This window comes from Paraburkholderia ribeironis (assembly GCF_900019265.1).
Taxonomy (GTDB): Bacteria; Pseudomonadota; Gammaproteobacteria; order Burkholderiales; family Burkholderiaceae; genus Paraburkholderia; species Paraburkholderia ribeironis.
Map to the genome: position 1 here is coordinate 51,257 of NZ_CYGX02000071.1, position 17,318 is coordinate 68,574.

Below are 17,318 nucleotides of genomic sequence, written 5' to 3' on the forward strand. Positions count from 1 at the left end.
ACGTCAACGCACGTCAAGGCACGCCACAGCGCGTCACAGCGCAAACAGCCGCCCAAGATGGGGCTCACAATCTCTCACGCCGGCGAGCCGCAACGCGTGCCAGGCCATCGCGTAGTTGCTCGATATCACCGGCTTGCCTATCGCGGCCTCGAGCTCCGGAATCAACCCGGCAATGCGCAAGCTCGTGCACGAAACGAAAATCGCATCCACGTCACGATTCCGCGCAAGTCGCTCAACGCCCGTTCGCAGCGACGCCGCATCGATCCGCGCCACTTCGTTATCGTTCGCATGCTCGAACGACGCCATGCGCGTAATGCCCTGGCCACGGGACTCGATATAGTCGCGCATGTAATCGTTGATCGAACGCACGTAGGGCGTAAGCAGTGCCGCGCGCTGCACGCCTAGTGCACGAAGCGCCGCCAGCGCCGCGGTGATCGGCGTAGTACTCGCGACACCCGGACGCGCTTCGCGAATCCGCGCGAACACCTTTTCCTCCCCGATCACCATCGACGCGGACGTGCAGCCGAACGCCACGACATCGATACGCTCGGCCGGACGAATCAGCGCGACCGCAGGTGCAATGCGGTCCTCCATTTCCGCCAGCCGTTCGGGCGTGATCTCCGCCGAGTTGTACACACGGCTTTCGTAGAACGCCACGCCGTCCTGTTTCAGCAAGCCACGCCATTCATGCTCGATCGTATGATCAGTGGCGAGCACCACGAGGCCGATCGCGGCACGTCGGCAAATGCCGTCGTCCAGCGTGAAATCGAGCCTCGTATACGCGTCATCCTGCTGTCCAATCACACTCATTTCAGAGTCATCCTGTCATGTCGCGTCCGGGTTCGCGAGTGCCTCCCGTCACTGCCTTTTAAAGGTAGAGGATTGCCGGCGCCTTTGTGTAATGGTTTATACGCAAATACCCTATACCGTCCCAGCGCAAACCGCCTCCTATCATGAAAGAAGCGCTTTCGTGCCAGCGCTGCGGCGAACCGGCAGTCACGCTGTTGACCTGGCGCGTATGAATCGCGTGCATCGCCCATTTCCGTCTGTTTTCTGATGTCACCGGTCTATCCGTGTGGCGGATCGTCCGATCCCTTTCACAATAAGGAGTCACTAACATGTTTGCTCAGAAGAATGACTGGCCCGGTGTAGACCGGAGCTTGCGGCAAACGACAATCGCGGCCGTCGCGGCCGCGGTGGCCCTGCTCTTTGGCATGGCTCCCGGCTCGGCGCTAAGCCAGGGCTCCACCATCAAGATCGGTGTGCCGGTCCCGCTGTCGGGCAGCAGTGCCAATGCCGGCACGGACATCGTCAACGGCGCGAAGCTCGCGGCCGCCAGAATCAACGCGGCTGGGGGCGTGCTCGGCAAACAGATCGAGCTGGTGCCGGAGGACGACGCCTGCGATGCGCAAACAGCGGTGCAGGCGGCGCAGAAACTCGTCGATGCGGGCGTTGTCGCGGTAGCGGGCGGCTATTGCTCCAGCGCGGCGTTGCCGGAGTCGACAACCTTTCATCGCGCCGGGATTCCCTACGTGCTGGACGCGTCGACCAATCCCCAATTGACCGAGATGGGGTACGACAACGTGTTCCGCACGATCGGCCGTGACGACCAGCAGGGCCCGTTCGCCGCAAGCTTCATGAAAGACGTCCTGCACGCGAAGCGCGCGGCGGTGATCGACGACAACACGACCTACTCCAAGGGTCTCGCCCAGAACACCGTGGAAGCCCTGAAGAAGAGCGGCGTCGATGTCGTTTACGCCAATTCGATCACGCCCGGTCAGATGGACTACTCACCGACGCTGACGCGGGTCGCCTCGCTGAAACCCGACGTGATCTACTACACGGGCTATTTCTCCGAAGCCGGCCTGATGGTCAAGGAGGCGCGGCAACTGGGTCTGAAAATGACCATCATGGGCGGCGACGCCACCAATGATCCCACGCTGATGAAGACCGCCGGTCCCGCCGCCGACGGCATGATCATCACGACGGCGCCGCTCGCGCAGTTCCTGAGCGGCGCGCACGCCTACGTCGATGACTATACGAAGGCCTACGGGCAAGGGCCGGGACCATACTCGGTGTACGAATACGATGCCGTCGGGGTCACGGCGAAAGCCATCGCGGACGCAAAATCGGCGCAGCCCGCCGCGATCACCAGTGCCCTGCACAAGATCTCGAACTACCCTGGCGCGACCGGAACGATCGGCTTCAATCCGAAGGGGGACCGCAGCAAAGCCGTGTACATCACCATCATCGTGCACAACGACAACTTCGAGCCCTACCAGAGGCAGGATGCGAGCGGACATTGGGCGGCCATGAAATAGGCGTTTTAGCGCGCCCCGCCCCGTCATGAGCGACTTCTTCCAGTTCGTCGTCGAAGGGCTGACGACCGGCTCGTTCTATGCCCTCGTCGCCCTCGGCTACACGATGGTCTACGGAATCATCCGGCTGATCAACTTCGCTCATGGCGATCTGTTCATGGTCGGCGCGTTCATCGGCTGGACCGGTTTGATGGTGCTCGCGTCCGCGCATCTGCCGCTCGCCCTGGTGCTGCTGATCGCCCTGGTGGCCGCGATGACGGCCACAGGCGCGCTCGGCCTGCTGATCGAGCGGCTCGCGTATCGGCCATTGCTGCGCGCGCCGCGGCTGTCGATTCTGATCACGGCACTGGGCGTCTCGCTGGCGCTGCAAAATGGGGTGCTGCTGATCTATGGCGCGGGCTTTCGCACCTATCCGCATGTGCTGACCCATACGGGATTCGAATTGCACGGCGTACAGATCACCTTCGCGCAGATCGGCATTGTCGTGGCCAGCCTGGCACTGATGCTGGCGCTGTATTTCTTCGTTCATCACACTTTCCTTGGCACCGCGATGCGCGCGCTGGCGATCGATCAGGACGCCGCGCGTCTGATGGGCATCGACGTCGAGCGCCTGATCCAGCTGACCTTCCTGCTGGGTTCGGTGCTGGCCGCCGTGGCGGGTGTCATGGAAGGGCTTTACTACACGCAGATCAATTTCTTCATGGGCTTCGTGCTGGGCCTGCGCGCGTTCACCGCCGCCGTGCTCGGCGGCATCGGCAACATCCCGGGCGCGATGGCGGGCGGCATCCTGATTGGCCTGCTCGAAGCCTTCGGCGCGGGCTATGTCTCGTCGCAATGGACCGACGTGTTCGTGTTCGGCGTGCTGATCGGCGTACTCGTGATCAAGCCGACTGGTCTCTTCGGCGAACGCGTCGTCGAGAGAATGTAATCCATGAGCGCCCGCGAAGCTTCCGCGCATTGGGCCCGTCTTGCCGGCGGCGCGCTGCTTGCCGCGGCCGTGGCGCTGCCCGCTGTCGCCAGCAACTATATCGTCGATGTCGGCCTGACTATCATCACCTATTCGATCCTGGGTCTCGGGCTGAACATCGTGGTCGGCTATGCGGGACTGCTCGATCTCGGCTACGCGGCCTTCTTCGCGATCGGCGCGTACACGACGGCGTTGCTGGAAACCTTGCTGCACTTCTCGTTCTGGGAAACGCTGCCGTTCAGTCTCGCGTTCACCGCGGTATCGGGCATCGTCATCGGCTATCCCACCCTGCGCCTGCGCAGCGACTATCTGGCGATCGTCACGCTGGGGTTCGGCGAAATCACGCGTATCGTCGCCACCAATCTCGACATCACGGGCGGCCCGAACGGCATCTTCGGCATCGCCAGCCCCAGCCTGTTCGGTTTCGAGATCAGTTCGCCGCCGGCGCTCTACGAACTGGGCATGGCGTTCCTCGTGCTGGTGCTCGTGTTCGCCATACGGCTCGGCCGGTCGCGGCTCGGCCGCGCCTGGACCAGCATCCGCGAGGACGAGGCAGCCGCCGAGGCGGTCGGCGTGCCGACGCTGCGCGTCAAGCTGCTCGCCTACGTGATGGGCGCCCTGATCGGCGGGCTGGGGGGCAGCCTGTTCGCCGCCCGCTTCGGCACCATCGACCCGACGGGCTTCACCTATCTGCAGTCCGTCACGATCCTGATCGTGGTGGTGCTCGGCGGCCGGGGCAGCATTCCCGGCGTGATCCTCGGCGCCATCATCGTCGCCGGCCTGCCGGAGGTGCTGCGTTTTCTCAACCTCTGGCGCATCTTCGCCTTCGCGATCGGACTCGTGATCCTGATGCTGCTGAGGCCGCAAGGGCTATGGCCGGCACCGCTGCGTCGCGTCGCGCCGCCACGCAAGAGCACCGCCGCCGATCAGGCCCCGGTGCCCAGCCACGCTGCCACCGATGAAATCCTGCTGGAGGTCCGCGACATGCAGCGGCGCTTCGGTGGCGTGCTGGCAGTCGGCGGTGTCAGCTTCATGGTGCACAGCGGCGAGATCCTGAGCCTGATCGGTCCGAACGGCGCCGGCAAAACAACCGTGTTCAATTGCCTGACCGGCGTGATCCGTCCGACCGGTGGCCAGATCGTCTGGTGCGGCAAGCGACTTGCCGGTGGGGCGCCTCATCGCATCGTCCATCAAGGCATGGCGCGCACGTTTCAGGGCATCCGTCTGTTCGGCCACATGACGGCCTTCGAAAACGTCCTGACCGGCATGGATCATCGACTCCGGACAACGCTCGGAGCCGAGCTGCTGGGGTTGCCTGCAGCGCGTGCCGAAACGGCAGATCATTGGGCCGAGGGCCTGCGCTGGCTCGCCTTCGTCGGTCTCGCAGGCCGGGCGGGCGAGCGCGCCGCCGATCTGCCCTACGGCGACCAACGCCGGCTGGAGATCGCCCGCGCGCTCGCCAGCTACCCTCGCCTGCTGCTACTGGACGAGCCCGCAGCGGGCATGAACCCCACCGAGAAACAAGCGCTGATGGAATTGATCCGGCGAATCCGCGATCATGGCGTGACGGTGCTGCTGATCGAGCACGACATGATGCTGGTGATGGGCGTGTCGGACCGGATCATCGTGATGGATCACGGCGTCATCATCGCCGAGGGTCAGCCCTCCGCGATCCAGGCGGATCCGCGCGTGATCGATGCCTATCTCGGCACAGCCGGAAAGGACGAGGCGAGCGACGATACTGCCGGGGAGAAATCGCTGTGGGACTCCTAGAAATCCGCGATCTGCGTGTGAGCTACGGAAAACTCGAAGTGCTGCACGGCATCTCGCTGGACGTCGCGCAGGGCGAAATCGTCGCCTTGCTCGGCAGCAACGGCGCCGGAAAAACGACCACACTGCGGGCGATTTCCGGATTGATCCGGCCGCGGGCGGGAGAGATCGCGATGGATGGCCTGCGCCTGACGGGACTGCGCGCACACCAGATCGTCGCGCTGGGTCTGGGTCATATACCGGAGGGGCGGCGCATTTTCGGGGCGTTGACGGTGGAGGAAAATCTGCATCTCGGCGGCTATCTGATCCGGCGTGACAGTGCGGCGCTGCAACAACGAAGGGATCAGCTCTATGCGACTTTCCCGCGGCTTGGCGAGCGACGCAGTCAGCTGGCAGGCACGCTCAGCGGCGGCGAACAGCAGATGCTGGCAATTGCCCGCGCCCTGATGCTGCGCCCGCGTATCGTGGTACTGGATGAACCCTCGATGGGGCTCGCGCCGAAGCTGGTTCGCGCGATCTTCGGCATGATCGCCGACATCTGCCGCGAAGGCACCTCGATTCTCCTCGTCGAGCAGAACGCCCGCCAGGCGCTGCGTATCGCTCATCGGGCCTACGTGCTGGAAAGCGGGCGCATCGCGCTCGCGGGGTCCGCCCAGGAGCTGGCTCAGGATAGCCGGGTCCGCGCCGCCTATCTGGGCGGCAGTGCTATCGCGGCAGAGTAGCCCGCTAACCGGTCAAATGGCATCGGTTGAAATGGGTCAAACGCAATGGAGGCAAACATGTCAGAGATCGATAAGGAAAAGGTCGTTGCCGTGCTGAACCGGATTCTGGAGTCGGAACTGGCTGGTGTAGTTCGTTATACTCACTATTCATTGCTGGTATTTGGATTTGGTCGCATCCCCATTGTGGCGTGGCTGCGGCAACAGGCCGACGAATCGCTCATGCACGCTCAGCAGGCCGGCGAATGGATCACCACGCTGGGCGCCTACCCGTCTCTCGCGATCGGTCCGCTCCTCGACTCGCACATCTTCGACATTGCTTCCATTCTGCGTGAATCGCTCGAAGCCGAGAAAGTCGCGCTTGACCTGTACCGGGACCTCCTGACGCTGACGGAAGATCGTTCAGTCGCGCTGGAAGAATACGCACGCCAGATGATCCACGTCGAAGAACTGCACGCCGGCGAGGTGGACAAGATGCTGCGTCGACCCGGAGCGATGACGACGACGCCTGAGCGCGGCGCGGCGCCGGCCTGAATTCGAGGAGGAATCCATCATGCTGAATTACCCTGCTGCCTATCAGTCCACCAAAGGCTCCGCGCTCGACGTCGACAAGACGTTCTATCAGCGCATCGCTTCACAGCACGACACCCGCACGCTGGTTGAATCGATCGTCGTGCCGATTCGTTCGGGGCAGGCGTGGACCGTGCCGGCTGGCCACGTGTTTCGCATTGTCACGATCGAAGGTCCGCAGGTTGCCGACCTGAACCTGTGGAACCGGCACAACCCGCGCGAGCGCATGTGGGCATCGCGCACGCGCCAGTTGCAGCAGGCGCACGTGAGCACGTTCGACCGTCTGTGGTCGACGCTGCCGTTCCTGCGTCCGATGGTGACCATCACCGATGACAGTCTCGCAGGCTACGGTGTCGACGAGCACGGCGGCCGTGTCCACGATCTGCTCGGCACGCGCTGCGACCCGTATGTGAACCGGATGCTGAGCGGCGAGGATTTTCATTTCCACTGCCACTCCAATCTGACGCGCGCCATCGCCCCGTATGGATTGACCGAGTACGACGTCCACGACGTGCTCAACGTGTTCCAGTGCACCGGCTTGAATCTCGAAGACAAGTACTTCATGAAGGCGTGCCCGGCGAAGAAAGGCGATTACCTCGAATTCTTCGCGGAGATCGATTTGCTGTGCGCGCTGTCGACCTGTCCGGGCGGCGATCTGTCAGTGCCGATGTGGGGACCCGACGCGCGAGATCCGCTGGACGTGTGCCGTCCGCTTGGCATCGAGGTCTGGCAACTCGCGCCACAGATGCTGGACGGGTGGACGCCACCGGCTGTGGCGGCTTACAGAGGGCAGCACGGAATGGTGCTGAATCAGCCGCAATGGAAGTGAGACTGCTGCAGCGCGAATCGTACGATTGCCCCGTATCGCACACAGGCTTACTTTCACCAGCAATGCCCTCTTTTAATGCCAGGGCGAACAAAGGCTGGAGCAACGCCGCGCTGCCGTTGATGGCCGCAGGCTCTTGCCTCTGAGGACATTATGAGAGTTATCGTGCTCGGCGGCGGTGTAGTCGGTGTGACGACCGCGTACCAGTTACAGAAGGATGGCCATGAGGTCGTGATCGTCGAGCGGCAGCCTGTCGTCGCTGCGGAAACCAGTTGGGGTAATGCAGGGATGATCGCGCCCGGACATTCCTTTGTCTGGTCTTCACCCAAAGCGCCAATGATTCTGCTCAAATCGCTGGTGTTGAAGGATCAGGCGTTGCGCTTCAGGTTCTCGGCAGATCCCAGGCTGTACAGCTGGTCGTGGCGCTTCCTGATGGAATGCACGTCAGAGAAGGCACGCAGGAACACTCTGCTCAAGCATCGGCTTGCCGCCTACTCGCAACGCGTGCTGCAGGATGTGATCGCTGAGAACGACATTGAATACGATCGGAATGACCGCGGAATTCTGTATTTCCATCGGAGTCAGGAAGCGCTGGACCGCGGAGTCGCACACATGAAGTTGCTGGAATCCGATGGGCAAGTCATCAGGGTTCTCAACCGCGATCAGGTCGTCGCACTCGATCCGTCTCTGGCTTCGGCAAAAGACAAGATAGCGGGCGCCATTCATTGCCCAACCGATGAAACCGGAGACCCTGCGAAGTTCACCCGCGCCCTTGCGGAAAAGATTGTCGCGCGTGGCGGTACGCTTCTGACGAACACCACCATCGACGGCTTCGAAACCGCCGGGCAGGACGTGGTGGGCATAAGAACGAGTCGAGGCCTTGTGAAAGGCGACGCGTATGTGCTCGCCCTTGGCTCCTACAGTCCAATTCTTGGCCGGCAGATCGGCATCGATCTTCCGATCTATCCGATCAAGGGATACTCCCTCACGATTCCGATCGATGGCCGGCCCTTGCCGCCAACCGTTGCAGCGGTCGACGAGCACAACCTGGTCGCAATCTCTCGCTTCGGCGAGCGGATCCGGGTCACCGCAACGGCGGAGTTTGCCGGCTACGACACGAGCCACAAGCCTTCTGATTTTGCGTTTATGAAGAGAGTGACGCAGGAACTCTACCCTGCCGGCGCGAACTACGATCGCGCCGAAATGTGGGCCGGGCTCAGGCCGATGACGCCGACGAACTTGCCGTTTTTTGGTCGCAAGAAGTATCGGAATTTTTATCTGAATACCGGGCATGGTCATATCGGCTGGACCATGTCACATGGATCGGCTCGAATTACGGCCGACCTGATCGCGGGACGAACGCCGGCGATTCCGATGGTGGGGTTGTTGGGGGATTGATGGCGATGCGGTGGTATTTTAAATGTCGTGCGCCGGGCCTTGTGCTTTGCTCGCTGCATGCGGGCGACGATGCTGTTAGCTGCGTCTTGATCAGCGCGCCGTACTGAAGCGAATCGACAAATAACAGATTATTGACCTTCTGAACTCACGGTTCAGCAGGTTCGGCGCGACCGGCAACTTGTGCCTGGAATTGCCCGGAAACGGCGCTTATGACGTGCCCGGATGCCGTTCTCGCTCATCAAGCGCTCCACGCGTGCCTTGCTGACCGGAAACCCTCAATCTCCTCGGTCATGCCCGGCGACCCGTACGCGTCCGTGAATTCAGCGTGAATCGGGCGAAAATTCAGGGGTGAGTCGGCAACAGTCGGCGAGGAAGTCGAATACTACGAGCGTCAGCAAATGCCATATCAAACGTTGAAGGACGGCGAGGCTTTTATGATGGATGGCATGCGGAGCGAAATCGTTGGCCAAGAGCGCTTGAGCCATCGCGAATGACCATTATCAGAGCCAGCGATTGTCTCTTTTGGGTCCGCGCACGGTCAGCGGCGGGTCAGCAGGAGCCTTCTTCGCGGCGACCGGCATGCCCTTCGGTGGTAGCTCGCGAAATCCCCGGCATAATAGGAATCCGCAATCAGACTTGCGCGAGGTCGCGAAATGAAGCTGCGTTTTTCAGGCATAGCACCAGGGACTGTGGAATGGGCGTGGCGGGTTGCAAACTGGCTAGCTATTGCCGCAGCTCTCGGTTCGTGTGTCGCGGCGTTTCAGCAGGCTTCCGCAAAGGTCGTCGGCTTGGTCGGTTTGTTCTCATTTCTCGCAATGTGCATTACCTATGTTGCCGGCATCGTTCGCGAGCGAGCGTCCCGGGCTGAACTGGAAAGTGCTCGTTTCGAAATCGAGCGACTGCGTGGGCGAACTGCTCGACGCAATCTCACCGACGATCAACGTACAGCGCTCATAATGGCCGCCAAAGTCGAGGGACCACAAAACGTTTGGGTGCCACACGTCGCAAGCGACCACGAAGCTTCAGAGTACGCGAAACAGCTTAGAGATGCTTTCGCCGAAGCCGGGTGGAATATCGGGTACGCAGCACTCCAGCTTGGAACGCCAATCTATGGCCTCGTGGTCGGCATGAGCCCGCCGTTCTGCAGTTCGCCCGTGCCTAGCGAAATCGAACGAGTACGCCGAGTCCTTGCGACTGCAGGCATTACGTCAACCGTGACGGAGACGTTTCCTCCTCAGTCGCCAGCTTTTGGCTGGAGCCCGCGTCCGCATCCGGGACCGAACGCAGCGGTTTTGCTGGTCGCCTCCAAATCCTCTGAACTAGATCGGTTCGGGTAGAAGCAGGCGAGCGTGGAGCGTATGAGAGCGGCATCAAATTGCCATCGATGGACGGATAACGGCTGTCGGTCGACATGCGACCTTCAGAGCCACGGCCAATCGAGGCCGGCGCTGACACTGCCCGAGATGCTTGCGCTTACCACGCGTCGCCTGCCGACAGCGAGACCCCGCCGTCTCGACTTCGCGAAGAGTTATTCCGGTCTGCTCGACTGACGCGAGCATATGCGAAGGTAGGCGGGCGGCCGCCTTTTGATTGCAGGCCTCGCGATCGGCGGAATTGTCGCGATCGCCTATGCAGCCCTCTCGCGCGTATAGGTGTAAGGAAAATTCGATTAAAGGGCGACACGTGTCACTGGTGTGTGGGTGGGTCAACGCGGTAGGGGAGCACTCGCCGGTTCCTGTGTTCCGGTCTGTCAACCCTACTGTCCCGTGCGCGCGAGGCCGGCCGTCGCGTGCTCACGGACGGCCAAGGCGGTTTGCTAAGTGATGGAGCCGCTATGGATCTATTGGATCAATGCCAACGTCCGAATTGTGTGCGGTCAGACCGACGACGAGTTCGACCAGCTTGTCGACGCGTTCATGGATGAGTTCTATCTCGGCGTCGATGAATTTGTGAGGTCAGTGCAAGGCCCTCACAACTCCTTGGCTAGAACGACTCAAGAGGACTGAAATGCGCCATCGCGTAGAGAGACGAAGTATCTCAGCCAATATGCAGTCCTTGTAGAATCGATTCAACAGAGATCGTCTGCCGTCTGTTGTCGACGTGCTCGGACTGCTTGACCTACATCCATCGAAGCCGAACGGATCAGGCTATACGCAGGTGCGCTGCGCGATCCACGGCGGAGACCATCCGAGTCTGAGCATCCACATGGCGCGCGGTAACTGGCGCTGCTTCGCCTGCGGCGAGGCTCGCGGTGATGCGCTCGAACTGTACCGCCGCGCGCCACGTAGACACCGACATAGGTAGTGCCCAACCGAAACGGCCTTTGAATGGGCCCGTTTCGGTTGACGTTGCCAGCCTATCAGTCACGGCGCAATGGACACCCAGCGCGCGAGACAGCTTTTAATCAAACTGAATTAAAGTCATCAAATCCTAGCGCGATGCTCGCAAGGATATTGGCAAATTCCTGAACTTGGAGGACGCCTTCAGCAACCTCGACCATCAGGTCTTCAAGACGAGCATCCCGTTGCACGTCTATTTCTTGCAGCTTCAGGTACGTGAGCGCGGCGACGAGAGCCGTTCGTTTGTTGGCATCGTTAAAAATGTGACCGCGAGCAATCGCCACTGCATACATGGAAGCCGTCCCGAAAACGTCATTGAGACCTGCATATACGGCCCAGTTGTCAATGCGTGCGAGTGCGCTTTCAAGGCCAGCGAAACCGGGGCCCGCGAAACCAGCTAGCCCCGGTTCGTCCCTCAAAATTTCATCGTGAATTTGAAGGACAAAAGCGGCATCCAGCATCGGCTATCGTTTGGCAAGCGCCTTGATGACGTCTCGGTGCTCGCTGATGACCGCGCGAGCGGCCGTAATCACGCTACGGCGATCCGCATCAGTGGTGACGCGGACAATGTGCTTCGGAGCAATCATCGGGCGAACGGAGGCCGTGACCGAGGTCTTCTTCGTGTCTTTGGTGCTCATAGGGCTCTCCGGTGAAATAATATGGTGCTTACAAGCAGTGGCGGAAGGCGCCAAAAGTTAACAGCACCGTTAACGGTTGCAATCATTGTACAGGATCGCCGGAGGATGGCGCACGAGGATGCTAAACCGCTGTGAGGGCTAAGCCACTGATTTATTGGCAGGAATTAATCGACTTTAATTCCTGCGCGGCGGCCCTCTTGGTCGCATACTATCTGTGGCTGGCAGCCGACATTTCAACGTTTGACGGGTAGAAACGGAAAGCGGGCCGCGATGCCTCGCCTTTAGTTTAAGCCGCCCGTGCGCTTCGTAGCGGTCGAAGTCGACATTGCGCTGGGAGGTTTTGCCCCGATGCGAGCCAGACAAGGCTTTGATGGAAATTCTGGCGGAGAGAGGGGGATTCGAACCCCCGATAGGCTATTAACCTATACACGCTTTCCAGGCGTGCGACTTAAACCGCTCATCCATCTCTCCGGCGGGGAGCCGAATTATAGCAAACTTCGCGCCTCGCGCCAGACCCATGCGCAAACCCGTCTAAGGATGCCGGATATAGTCCACCAGCGCGATCGTATAGGCATCCGGTTTCCGGTCGATCAGACTCACGCCGATCATCACGAGAAAACCCGCCGGCACGCCGAACACGCCCGAACTGATCGGCTCGATGCCCAACCAGTGGGCACCCGTGAAGCCCGTCATCTGCGTAAAAAACGGATACGTCGAGACGATGTAGTAGATGCACACGAGCAGCCCCGCCAGCATGCCGGCCACCGCGCCGAGCCGGGTCGTGCGCTTCCAGAACACGCCTAACACCAGCGCGGGAAACAGACTCGAAGCCGCGAGCGAAAACGCCGCGCCCACCAGAAACAGAATATTGCCCGCATTCAACGACGCCACATACGACGCAAACAGCGCCACCCCCAGCAACAGAATCTTCGAGATCGTCACGCGCCGCTGGCTCGATGCGGTGGGATCGACCATGTGGTAGTACACATCGTGCGACAACGCATTGGCGATCGTGAGCAGCAGACCATCCGCGGTCGACAGCGCCGCGGCCAGCGCGCCGGCTGCGATCAACCCCGACATCACGTACGGCAGCCCAGCGATCTCCGGCGCGGCGAGCACAACCATATCAGGCTGCATCTGAATCTCGCTCCACCGTACGATGCCGCCGCCATTCGTATCGGCGAGACTGATCAGGCTCGGCTCGACCTTGCGCCATTGCATCAGCCATTGCGGCAGATCGGCAAAATGATGGCCGACCAGGTTGCTCAGAATCTCGTACTTGATCAGCACCGCCAGCACTGGCACCGTCAGATAGAACAGCGCGACGAAAAAGAGCGTCCAGCCGACCGAGCGGCGCGCGGACGCCACCGAAGTGGTCGTGTTGTAGCGCGTGAGGATATGCGGCAGGCTCGCCGTGCCGAGCGACAGGCACAGCAGCAGCGAGAGAAAATTGCGCTCGTGAATGCGCCGGTCCTCATCGTCGGTCGCGGGGAACGGCTCATGCATCGGCACTGGCGCGGCCGCGCGCATCAGCATTTCGTCGCGCCGCTGGGTCCAGACGATCTGCGCGGCGGCGGCATCGCGCGGAAACTGTTCGAGCGCCCTTTCGCGCGCCTTGATGTCACGCAACGGCCCGTTGTGACGACGCAGATTGGCGACTTCCTGCGTGAGCCACAGCTTCTCGTCGACGAACGATTGCGGCAACGTGTCGATCTGCCTCTGCATCAACGCGGCGCGGCGTCGATAGTCGTCGCGCACGCTCTGTTCGAGCGGCGCGTCGCGCACCTGCTTCTCGAGACGCTCCATGCGCTCCATCAAACGTCCGTAGCTCAATTGCGGCACCCAGCCAAGGCCGTCTTTATGCGCGATCATCGACACGGGAATCAGGATCGCCGCGATCAGGATGATGTACTGCGCGACCTGGGTCCACGTGACGGCACGCATGCCACCCAGAAACGAGCACACCAGGATGCCCGCCAGTCCACAGAAAATGCCGATGGCGAAATCCACGCCGATAAAGCGCGTCGCGATCAGGCCGACACCCTGAATCTGCGCGACCAGATAGACGAACGAGCACAGGATCGCGGCCAACGCGGCGAGGCCGCGTACCGCGTTGCTCGAAAAGCGCGTGCCGAGAAAATCGGGAATCGTGTAGCGCGCAAGCTTGCGCACGTACGGTGCGAGCAGGAACGCGACGAGGCAATAGCCGCCGGTCCAGCCCATCAGGTAGGCGAGACCGTCGTATCCGGTCGCATAGATCGAGCCGGCCAGACCGATGAACGATGCCGCCGACAACCAGTCGGCCGCGGTCGCCATGCCATTGAACGCGGACGGCACGCGCCGCCCGGCGACGTAGTATTCGACCAGATCGGACGTGCGCGACAGCACGCCGATTACCGCATACACCGCGATCGGCACGAACAGGAATACGTAGCCGATCCACACGCCGGCACCGCTGGTGCGCTCGATGCGCCACATCACGTAGATGAACAGCAGGAAGCCGAGCGTATACAGCGCGTACGAGCGGATCAGCCGGTGCGTGAGCTTCATCGGCTCAGTGTCCGTGCGTGGCCGGCGCGCCGGCTGCAGCGCCGAGGTCCGCTCTGGCATCGGCACGCGCATCGGCATCGAAAGCGCGTTGCAGGCGACGGTCGGCCCATTGCATCAGCACGATATACACGACAATCAGCGCGAAGTAGATCAGAATCGCGCCCTGCGCGCCAAAGTAGAACGGCAACCTGAAGCCGCCGACACGCACCTGCGCCAAAGCCGGCGCGATCACCGGCAGCACGAAGGACACGATGAACCCGAGCGTCATCAGCGTTGCGATCAGCGCAAGATTGAAGCGCCAGTACTTTCGATGCGCGTGCGCCATCGCCGCCGAGACCGCAGGCGGTTCGGGCGCGGGATTAAGCGTAGCGTGAGAGGAATGGTGCGGCGCGGCCATGCGCCTATGTATCAAAAAGCCACCGGGCAGGCAATCGGGATTGTCCGCGCGGTGGCATCGACAGGCCAGGCTCAGGCAGTGGCCATCTGCATCAGGTCAGGAGCGCATCGTTCGACACGCCCCCGCTCGGACACCGACGCGGCGCGACGCTCAGAGCGATTCGCCGAGCTGATCGAGAATCGCCGGGTTCTCCAGCGTGGACACGTCCTGCGTGATGGCCTCGCCCTTCGCGAGCGAACGCAGGAGACGCCGCATGATCTTGCCCGAGCGCGTCTTCGGCAGGTTCTCGCCGAAGCGGATGTCTTTCGGCTTGGCGATCGGACCGATCTCCTTGCCCACCCAGTTGCGCAGTTCGTTGGCGAGCTTCACGGCTTCCTCGCCCTGCGGACGCGCCCGCTTGAGCACGACGAACGCGCACACGGCTTCGCCGGTGGTTGCATCGGGCCGACCCACCACTGCCGCTTCGGCGACGAGCGGGTTCGACACCAGCGCTGATTCGATTTCCATCGTGCCGAGCCGGTGACCCGACACGTTCAGCACGTCGTCGATGCGACCCATGATCGTGAAGTAGCCGGTCTCCTTGTCGCGCACCGCGCCGTCGCCGGCGAGATACAGCTTGCCGCCGAGTTCTTCCGGGAAGTAGCTCTTCGTGTAGCGCTCCGGGTCGCCCCACACATTGCGCAGCATCGACGGCCACGGACGCTTCATGACCAGAATGCCGCCCTGCCCGTTCGGTACGTCCTGTCCTGTCTCGTCGACCACCGCGGCCATGATGCCCGGCAGCGGCAGCGTGCATGAGCCCGGCACGAGCGGCGTGGCGCCCGGCAGCGGCGAGATCATGTGGCCGCCGGTTTCGGTTTGCCACCATGTATCGACGATCGGGCAACGGCTGCCGCCGACGTTCTCGTGATACCACACCCACGCTTCCGGATTGATCGGCTCGCCGACCGTGCCGATGATGCGCAACGACGACAGGTCGTAGCTCTTCGGATGCACCTTGCTGTCGGCGTCGGCGGCCTTGATCAGCGAGCGGATCGCGGTGGGCGCCGTGTAGAACAACGACACCTTGTGCTTCGCGATCATCTCCCAGAAGCGCCCGGCGTTCGGATACGTCGGCACGCCTTCGAACATGACCTGGGTGCCGCCAAGCGTCAAGGGTCCATAGGTGATGTAGCTATGGCCGGTGATCCAGCCGATGTCGGCCGTGCACCAGAACACGTCGCTGGGCTTCCAGTCGAAGGTCCACTTCATGGTTTGCGCGGCCCACAGCAGATAGCCGCCGGTGCTGTGCTGCACGCCCTTTGGCTTGCCCGTCGAACCGGACGTGTACAGGATGAACAACGGATGCTCGGCGCCGACCCATTCGGGCGCGCATTGATCCGATTCGGCCTGCGTGAGTTCGTGCATCCACAGATCGCGGCCTTCGTTCCATGCGATCTTGCCGCCGGTGCGCTGATAGACGATCACGCTCGTCACCGCTTCGCAGCCGCCCATCGCCAGCGCTTCGTCGGCGATGTTTTTCAGCGGCAATGCCTTGCCGCCGCGCATCTGTTCGTCCGAGGTCACGAGCGCAACGGCGCCCACGTCCACCAGCCGCTCATTGAGCGACTTCGACGAGAAGCCGCCGAACACCACCGAATGCGTCGCGCCGATCCGCGCGCACGCCTGCATCGCGACAACGGCTTCGATCGACATCGGCATATAGATCACCACGCGATCGCCCTTCTTCACGCCGCGCTTTTTCAGCGCGTTCGCAAAGCGCGATACGCGTTGCAGCAGATCCTGATAGGTGACGTTGGTGACGGTGCCGTCGTCCGCTTCGAACACGATCGCGACACGCGCGCCGTTGCCGGCTTCGACATGACGGTCGATGCTGTTATACGACGCGTTCAGCTGGCCGTCTTCGAACCATGTGTAGAACGGCGCTTTCGATTCGTCGAGCACCTTGGTGAAGGGCTTGTGCCAGCTGAGCGTCTCTCGGCCGAGGCGCCCCCAGAAACCATCGTAATCGCGCTCCGCTTCGGCGGCCAGCGCCCGGTACGCGTCCATGCCGGAGATCGCCGCGCCTGCCGCTGCTTCAGCGGAGGGCGGGAAAACACGGCGTTCCTGAAGAACCGATTCAATCGCAGACATCGACAACCCCTTGGTGAAGATGAAACGGAAAACCTGTGCCGGCACGCCAGCGACGCGCCGTGTCCTGAGAGCGCCGCAATGCGCGGCGCGCTGTCGCCAACCCTCGCGCGCCGATCGCCGATGACCGCCGCACTGCGGACCGCTCGTGCGCACCGTGCGCCCATGTCGCGTCGCAACACAGGTGCGTGCGGGACGACCGTTCCGCGCTAATGCTCAAACATAAGCGCTGCAACTTACCGGCCACTTACGCGAGCGGCATCGGCTTGCCAGCGAAAACCCTAACCAGGCCGCTCGCGCAGCATGCCGTCACGTCCGCGCGCCGCGCTCGACACAACGCGTGCATGCTACGCGTCATGCGGCGTGCGGCGAGGCGAACCTGTCGCCGAACCGGCGTTAGCGCGCGGCATAGGCGCATAAGCGCATGACCGCGAGGTATCACATCATGACATATCGTCAGGCCGCAACTTCCGTGCCCCGTGCGTCTTTACGCCGGTTCGCACGGCCTTCTTACAATGCTAACTGAACTAGCCGTCCGGATTCCAGCTTGAATCGCTACGCCCTGCTTCTGATTGCCTCGATGCTGCTGGTCGGCACCAATGTCGGCGGCAGGTGCCACCGGTCGCCTCCTGAAAGGCCGGCACGCCCTTCCCGCGGCGCCGCAGCAATTTCATCTGACGCTGTACAATAGCGCGC

15 protein-coding genes, 1 tRNA gene and 1 pseudogene are annotated in these 17,318 nt (G+C 62.0%); 9 read left to right on the forward strand and 8 right to left on the reverse strand.

Annotation, left to right across the window (positions count from 1 at the left end; translation table 11 throughout):
• Positions 1 to 33: 33 nt before the first annotated feature.
• Complete coding sequence (locus tag BN2475_RS27590) at positions 34 to 810, reverse strand: maleate cis-trans isomerase family protein (RefSeq protein ID WP_094782621.1); 777 nt, start codon at positions 808 to 810, stop codon at positions 34 to 36.
• Between the two features lie 308 nt (positions 811 to 1,118).
• On the opposite strand from BN2475_RS27590, the gene BN2475_RS27595 reads away from it, so the two are divergent.
• The 7 genes from BN2475_RS27595 to BN2475_RS27625 all read left to right on the forward strand — a co-directional run bounded on the left by BN2475_RS27595 (position 1,119) and on the right by BN2475_RS27625 (position 8,568).
• Positions 1,119 to 2,321, forward strand: a complete 1,203-nt coding sequence (locus tag BN2475_RS27595) for a branched-chain amino acid ABC transporter substrate-binding protein (RefSeq protein WP_094782622.1) — start codon at positions 1,119 to 1,121, stop codon at positions 2,319 to 2,321.
• 25 nt (positions 2,322 to 2,346) lie between these two features.
• Positions 2,347 to 3,246: a branched-chain amino acid ABC transporter permease gene (locus tag BN2475_RS27600; RefSeq protein ID WP_094782623.1), complete on the forward strand. Its 900-nt coding sequence runs from the start codon at positions 2,347 to 2,349 to the stop codon at positions 3,244 to 3,246.
• Between the two features lie 3 nt (positions 3,247 to 3,249).
• Positions 3,250 to 5,058, forward strand: coding sequence for a branched-chain amino acid ABC transporter ATP-binding protein/permease (locus tag BN2475_RS27605; RefSeq protein WP_094782624.1), 1,809 nt, complete (start codon positions 3,250 to 3,252; stop codon positions 5,056 to 5,058).
• Positions 5,046 to 5,777 (forward strand): ABC transporter ATP-binding protein, encoded by a 732-nt coding sequence (locus BN2475_RS27610; RefSeq protein ID WP_094782625.1) that lies wholly within the window; start codon positions 5,046 to 5,048, stop codon positions 5,775 to 5,777. Before BN2475_RS27605 ends, BN2475_RS27610 begins: the two co-directional genes overlap by 13 nt.
• Before the next feature lie 57 nt (positions 5,778 to 5,834).
• Positions 5,835 to 6,308 (forward strand): ferritin-like domain-containing protein, encoded by a 474-nt coding sequence (locus BN2475_RS27615; protein WP_094782662.1) that lies wholly within the window; start codon positions 5,835 to 5,837, stop codon positions 6,306 to 6,308.
• A gap of 19 nt (positions 6,309 to 6,327) precedes the next feature.
• On the forward strand, positions 6,328 to 7,173 hold the full coding sequence (locus BN2475_RS27620) for an urea carboxylase-associated family protein (RefSeq protein ID WP_094782626.1): 846 nt from the start codon (positions 6,328 to 6,330) through the stop codon (positions 7,171 to 7,173).
• Between the two features lie 150 nt (positions 7,174 to 7,323).
• Positions 7,324 to 8,568, forward strand: coding sequence for a D-amino acid dehydrogenase (locus tag BN2475_RS27625; RefSeq protein WP_094782627.1), 1,245 nt, complete (start codon positions 7,324 to 7,326; stop codon positions 8,566 to 8,568).
• A 141-nt stretch (positions 8,569 to 8,709) separates the two neighbouring features.
• Here the strand turns inward: BN2475_RS27625 and BN2475_RS27630 are convergent.
• Positions 8,710 to 8,905 (reverse strand): annotated as a pseudogene (locus BN2475_RS27630) (helix-turn-helix domain-containing protein); the annotation flags it as partial.
• Between the two features lie 316 nt (positions 8,906 to 9,221).
• Between BN2475_RS27630 and BN2475_RS33925 the strand changes: the two are divergent.
• Together BN2475_RS33925 and BN2475_RS35855 are read left to right on the forward strand one after the other, a co-directional pair.
• Complete coding sequence (locus BN2475_RS33925; protein WP_143325932.1) at positions 9,222 to 9,905, forward strand: hypothetical protein; 684 nt, start codon at positions 9,222 to 9,224, stop codon at positions 9,903 to 9,905.
• 763 nt (positions 9,906 to 10,668) lie between these two features.
• Positions 10,669 to 10,872 (forward strand): CHC2 zinc finger domain-containing protein, encoded by a 204-nt coding sequence (locus BN2475_RS35855; RefSeq protein WP_281254279.1) that lies wholly within the window; start codon positions 10,669 to 10,671, stop codon positions 10,870 to 10,872.
• A gap of 100 nt (positions 10,873 to 10,972) precedes the next feature.
• Here BN2475_RS35855 and BN2475_RS27645 read toward each other — a convergent pair whose 3' ends face one another.
• From BN2475_RS27645 to acs, 6 genes are all read right to left on the reverse strand, one after another.
• Positions 10,973 to 11,368 (reverse strand): type II toxin-antitoxin system death-on-curing family toxin, encoded by a 396-nt coding sequence (locus BN2475_RS27645; RefSeq protein ID WP_094782629.1) that lies wholly within the window; start codon positions 11,366 to 11,368, stop codon positions 10,973 to 10,975.
• A gap of 3 nt (positions 11,369 to 11,371) precedes the next feature.
• A complete protein-coding gene (locus tag BN2475_RS34380) occupies positions 11,372 to 11,545 on the reverse strand; it encodes a hypothetical protein (RefSeq protein ID WP_159444616.1) in 174 nt (57 codons plus the stop codon).
• Positions 11,546 to 11,925: 380 nt separating this feature from the next.
• Positions 11,926 to 12,016, reverse strand: a tRNA-Ser gene (locus tag BN2475_RS27650).
• Positions 12,017 to 12,076: 60 nt separating this feature from the next.
• A complete protein-coding gene (locus BN2475_RS27655) occupies positions 12,077 to 14,095 on the reverse strand; it encodes a sodium:solute symporter family protein (protein ID WP_094782663.1) in 2,019 nt (672 codons plus the stop codon).
• Between the two features lie 4 nt (positions 14,096 to 14,099).
• Positions 14,100 to 14,492: a DUF4212 domain-containing protein gene (locus BN2475_RS27660; protein ID WP_174642057.1), complete on the reverse strand. Its 393-nt coding sequence runs from the start codon at positions 14,490 to 14,492 to the stop codon at positions 14,100 to 14,102.
• Between the two features lie 150 nt (positions 14,493 to 14,642).
• Entirely contained in the window at positions 14,643 to 16,625 is a 1,983-nt protein-coding gene (acs, locus tag BN2475_RS27665) for an acetate--CoA ligase (RefSeq protein ID WP_094782630.1), read from the reverse strand.
• Positions 16,626 to 17,318: the final 693 nt, after the last annotated feature.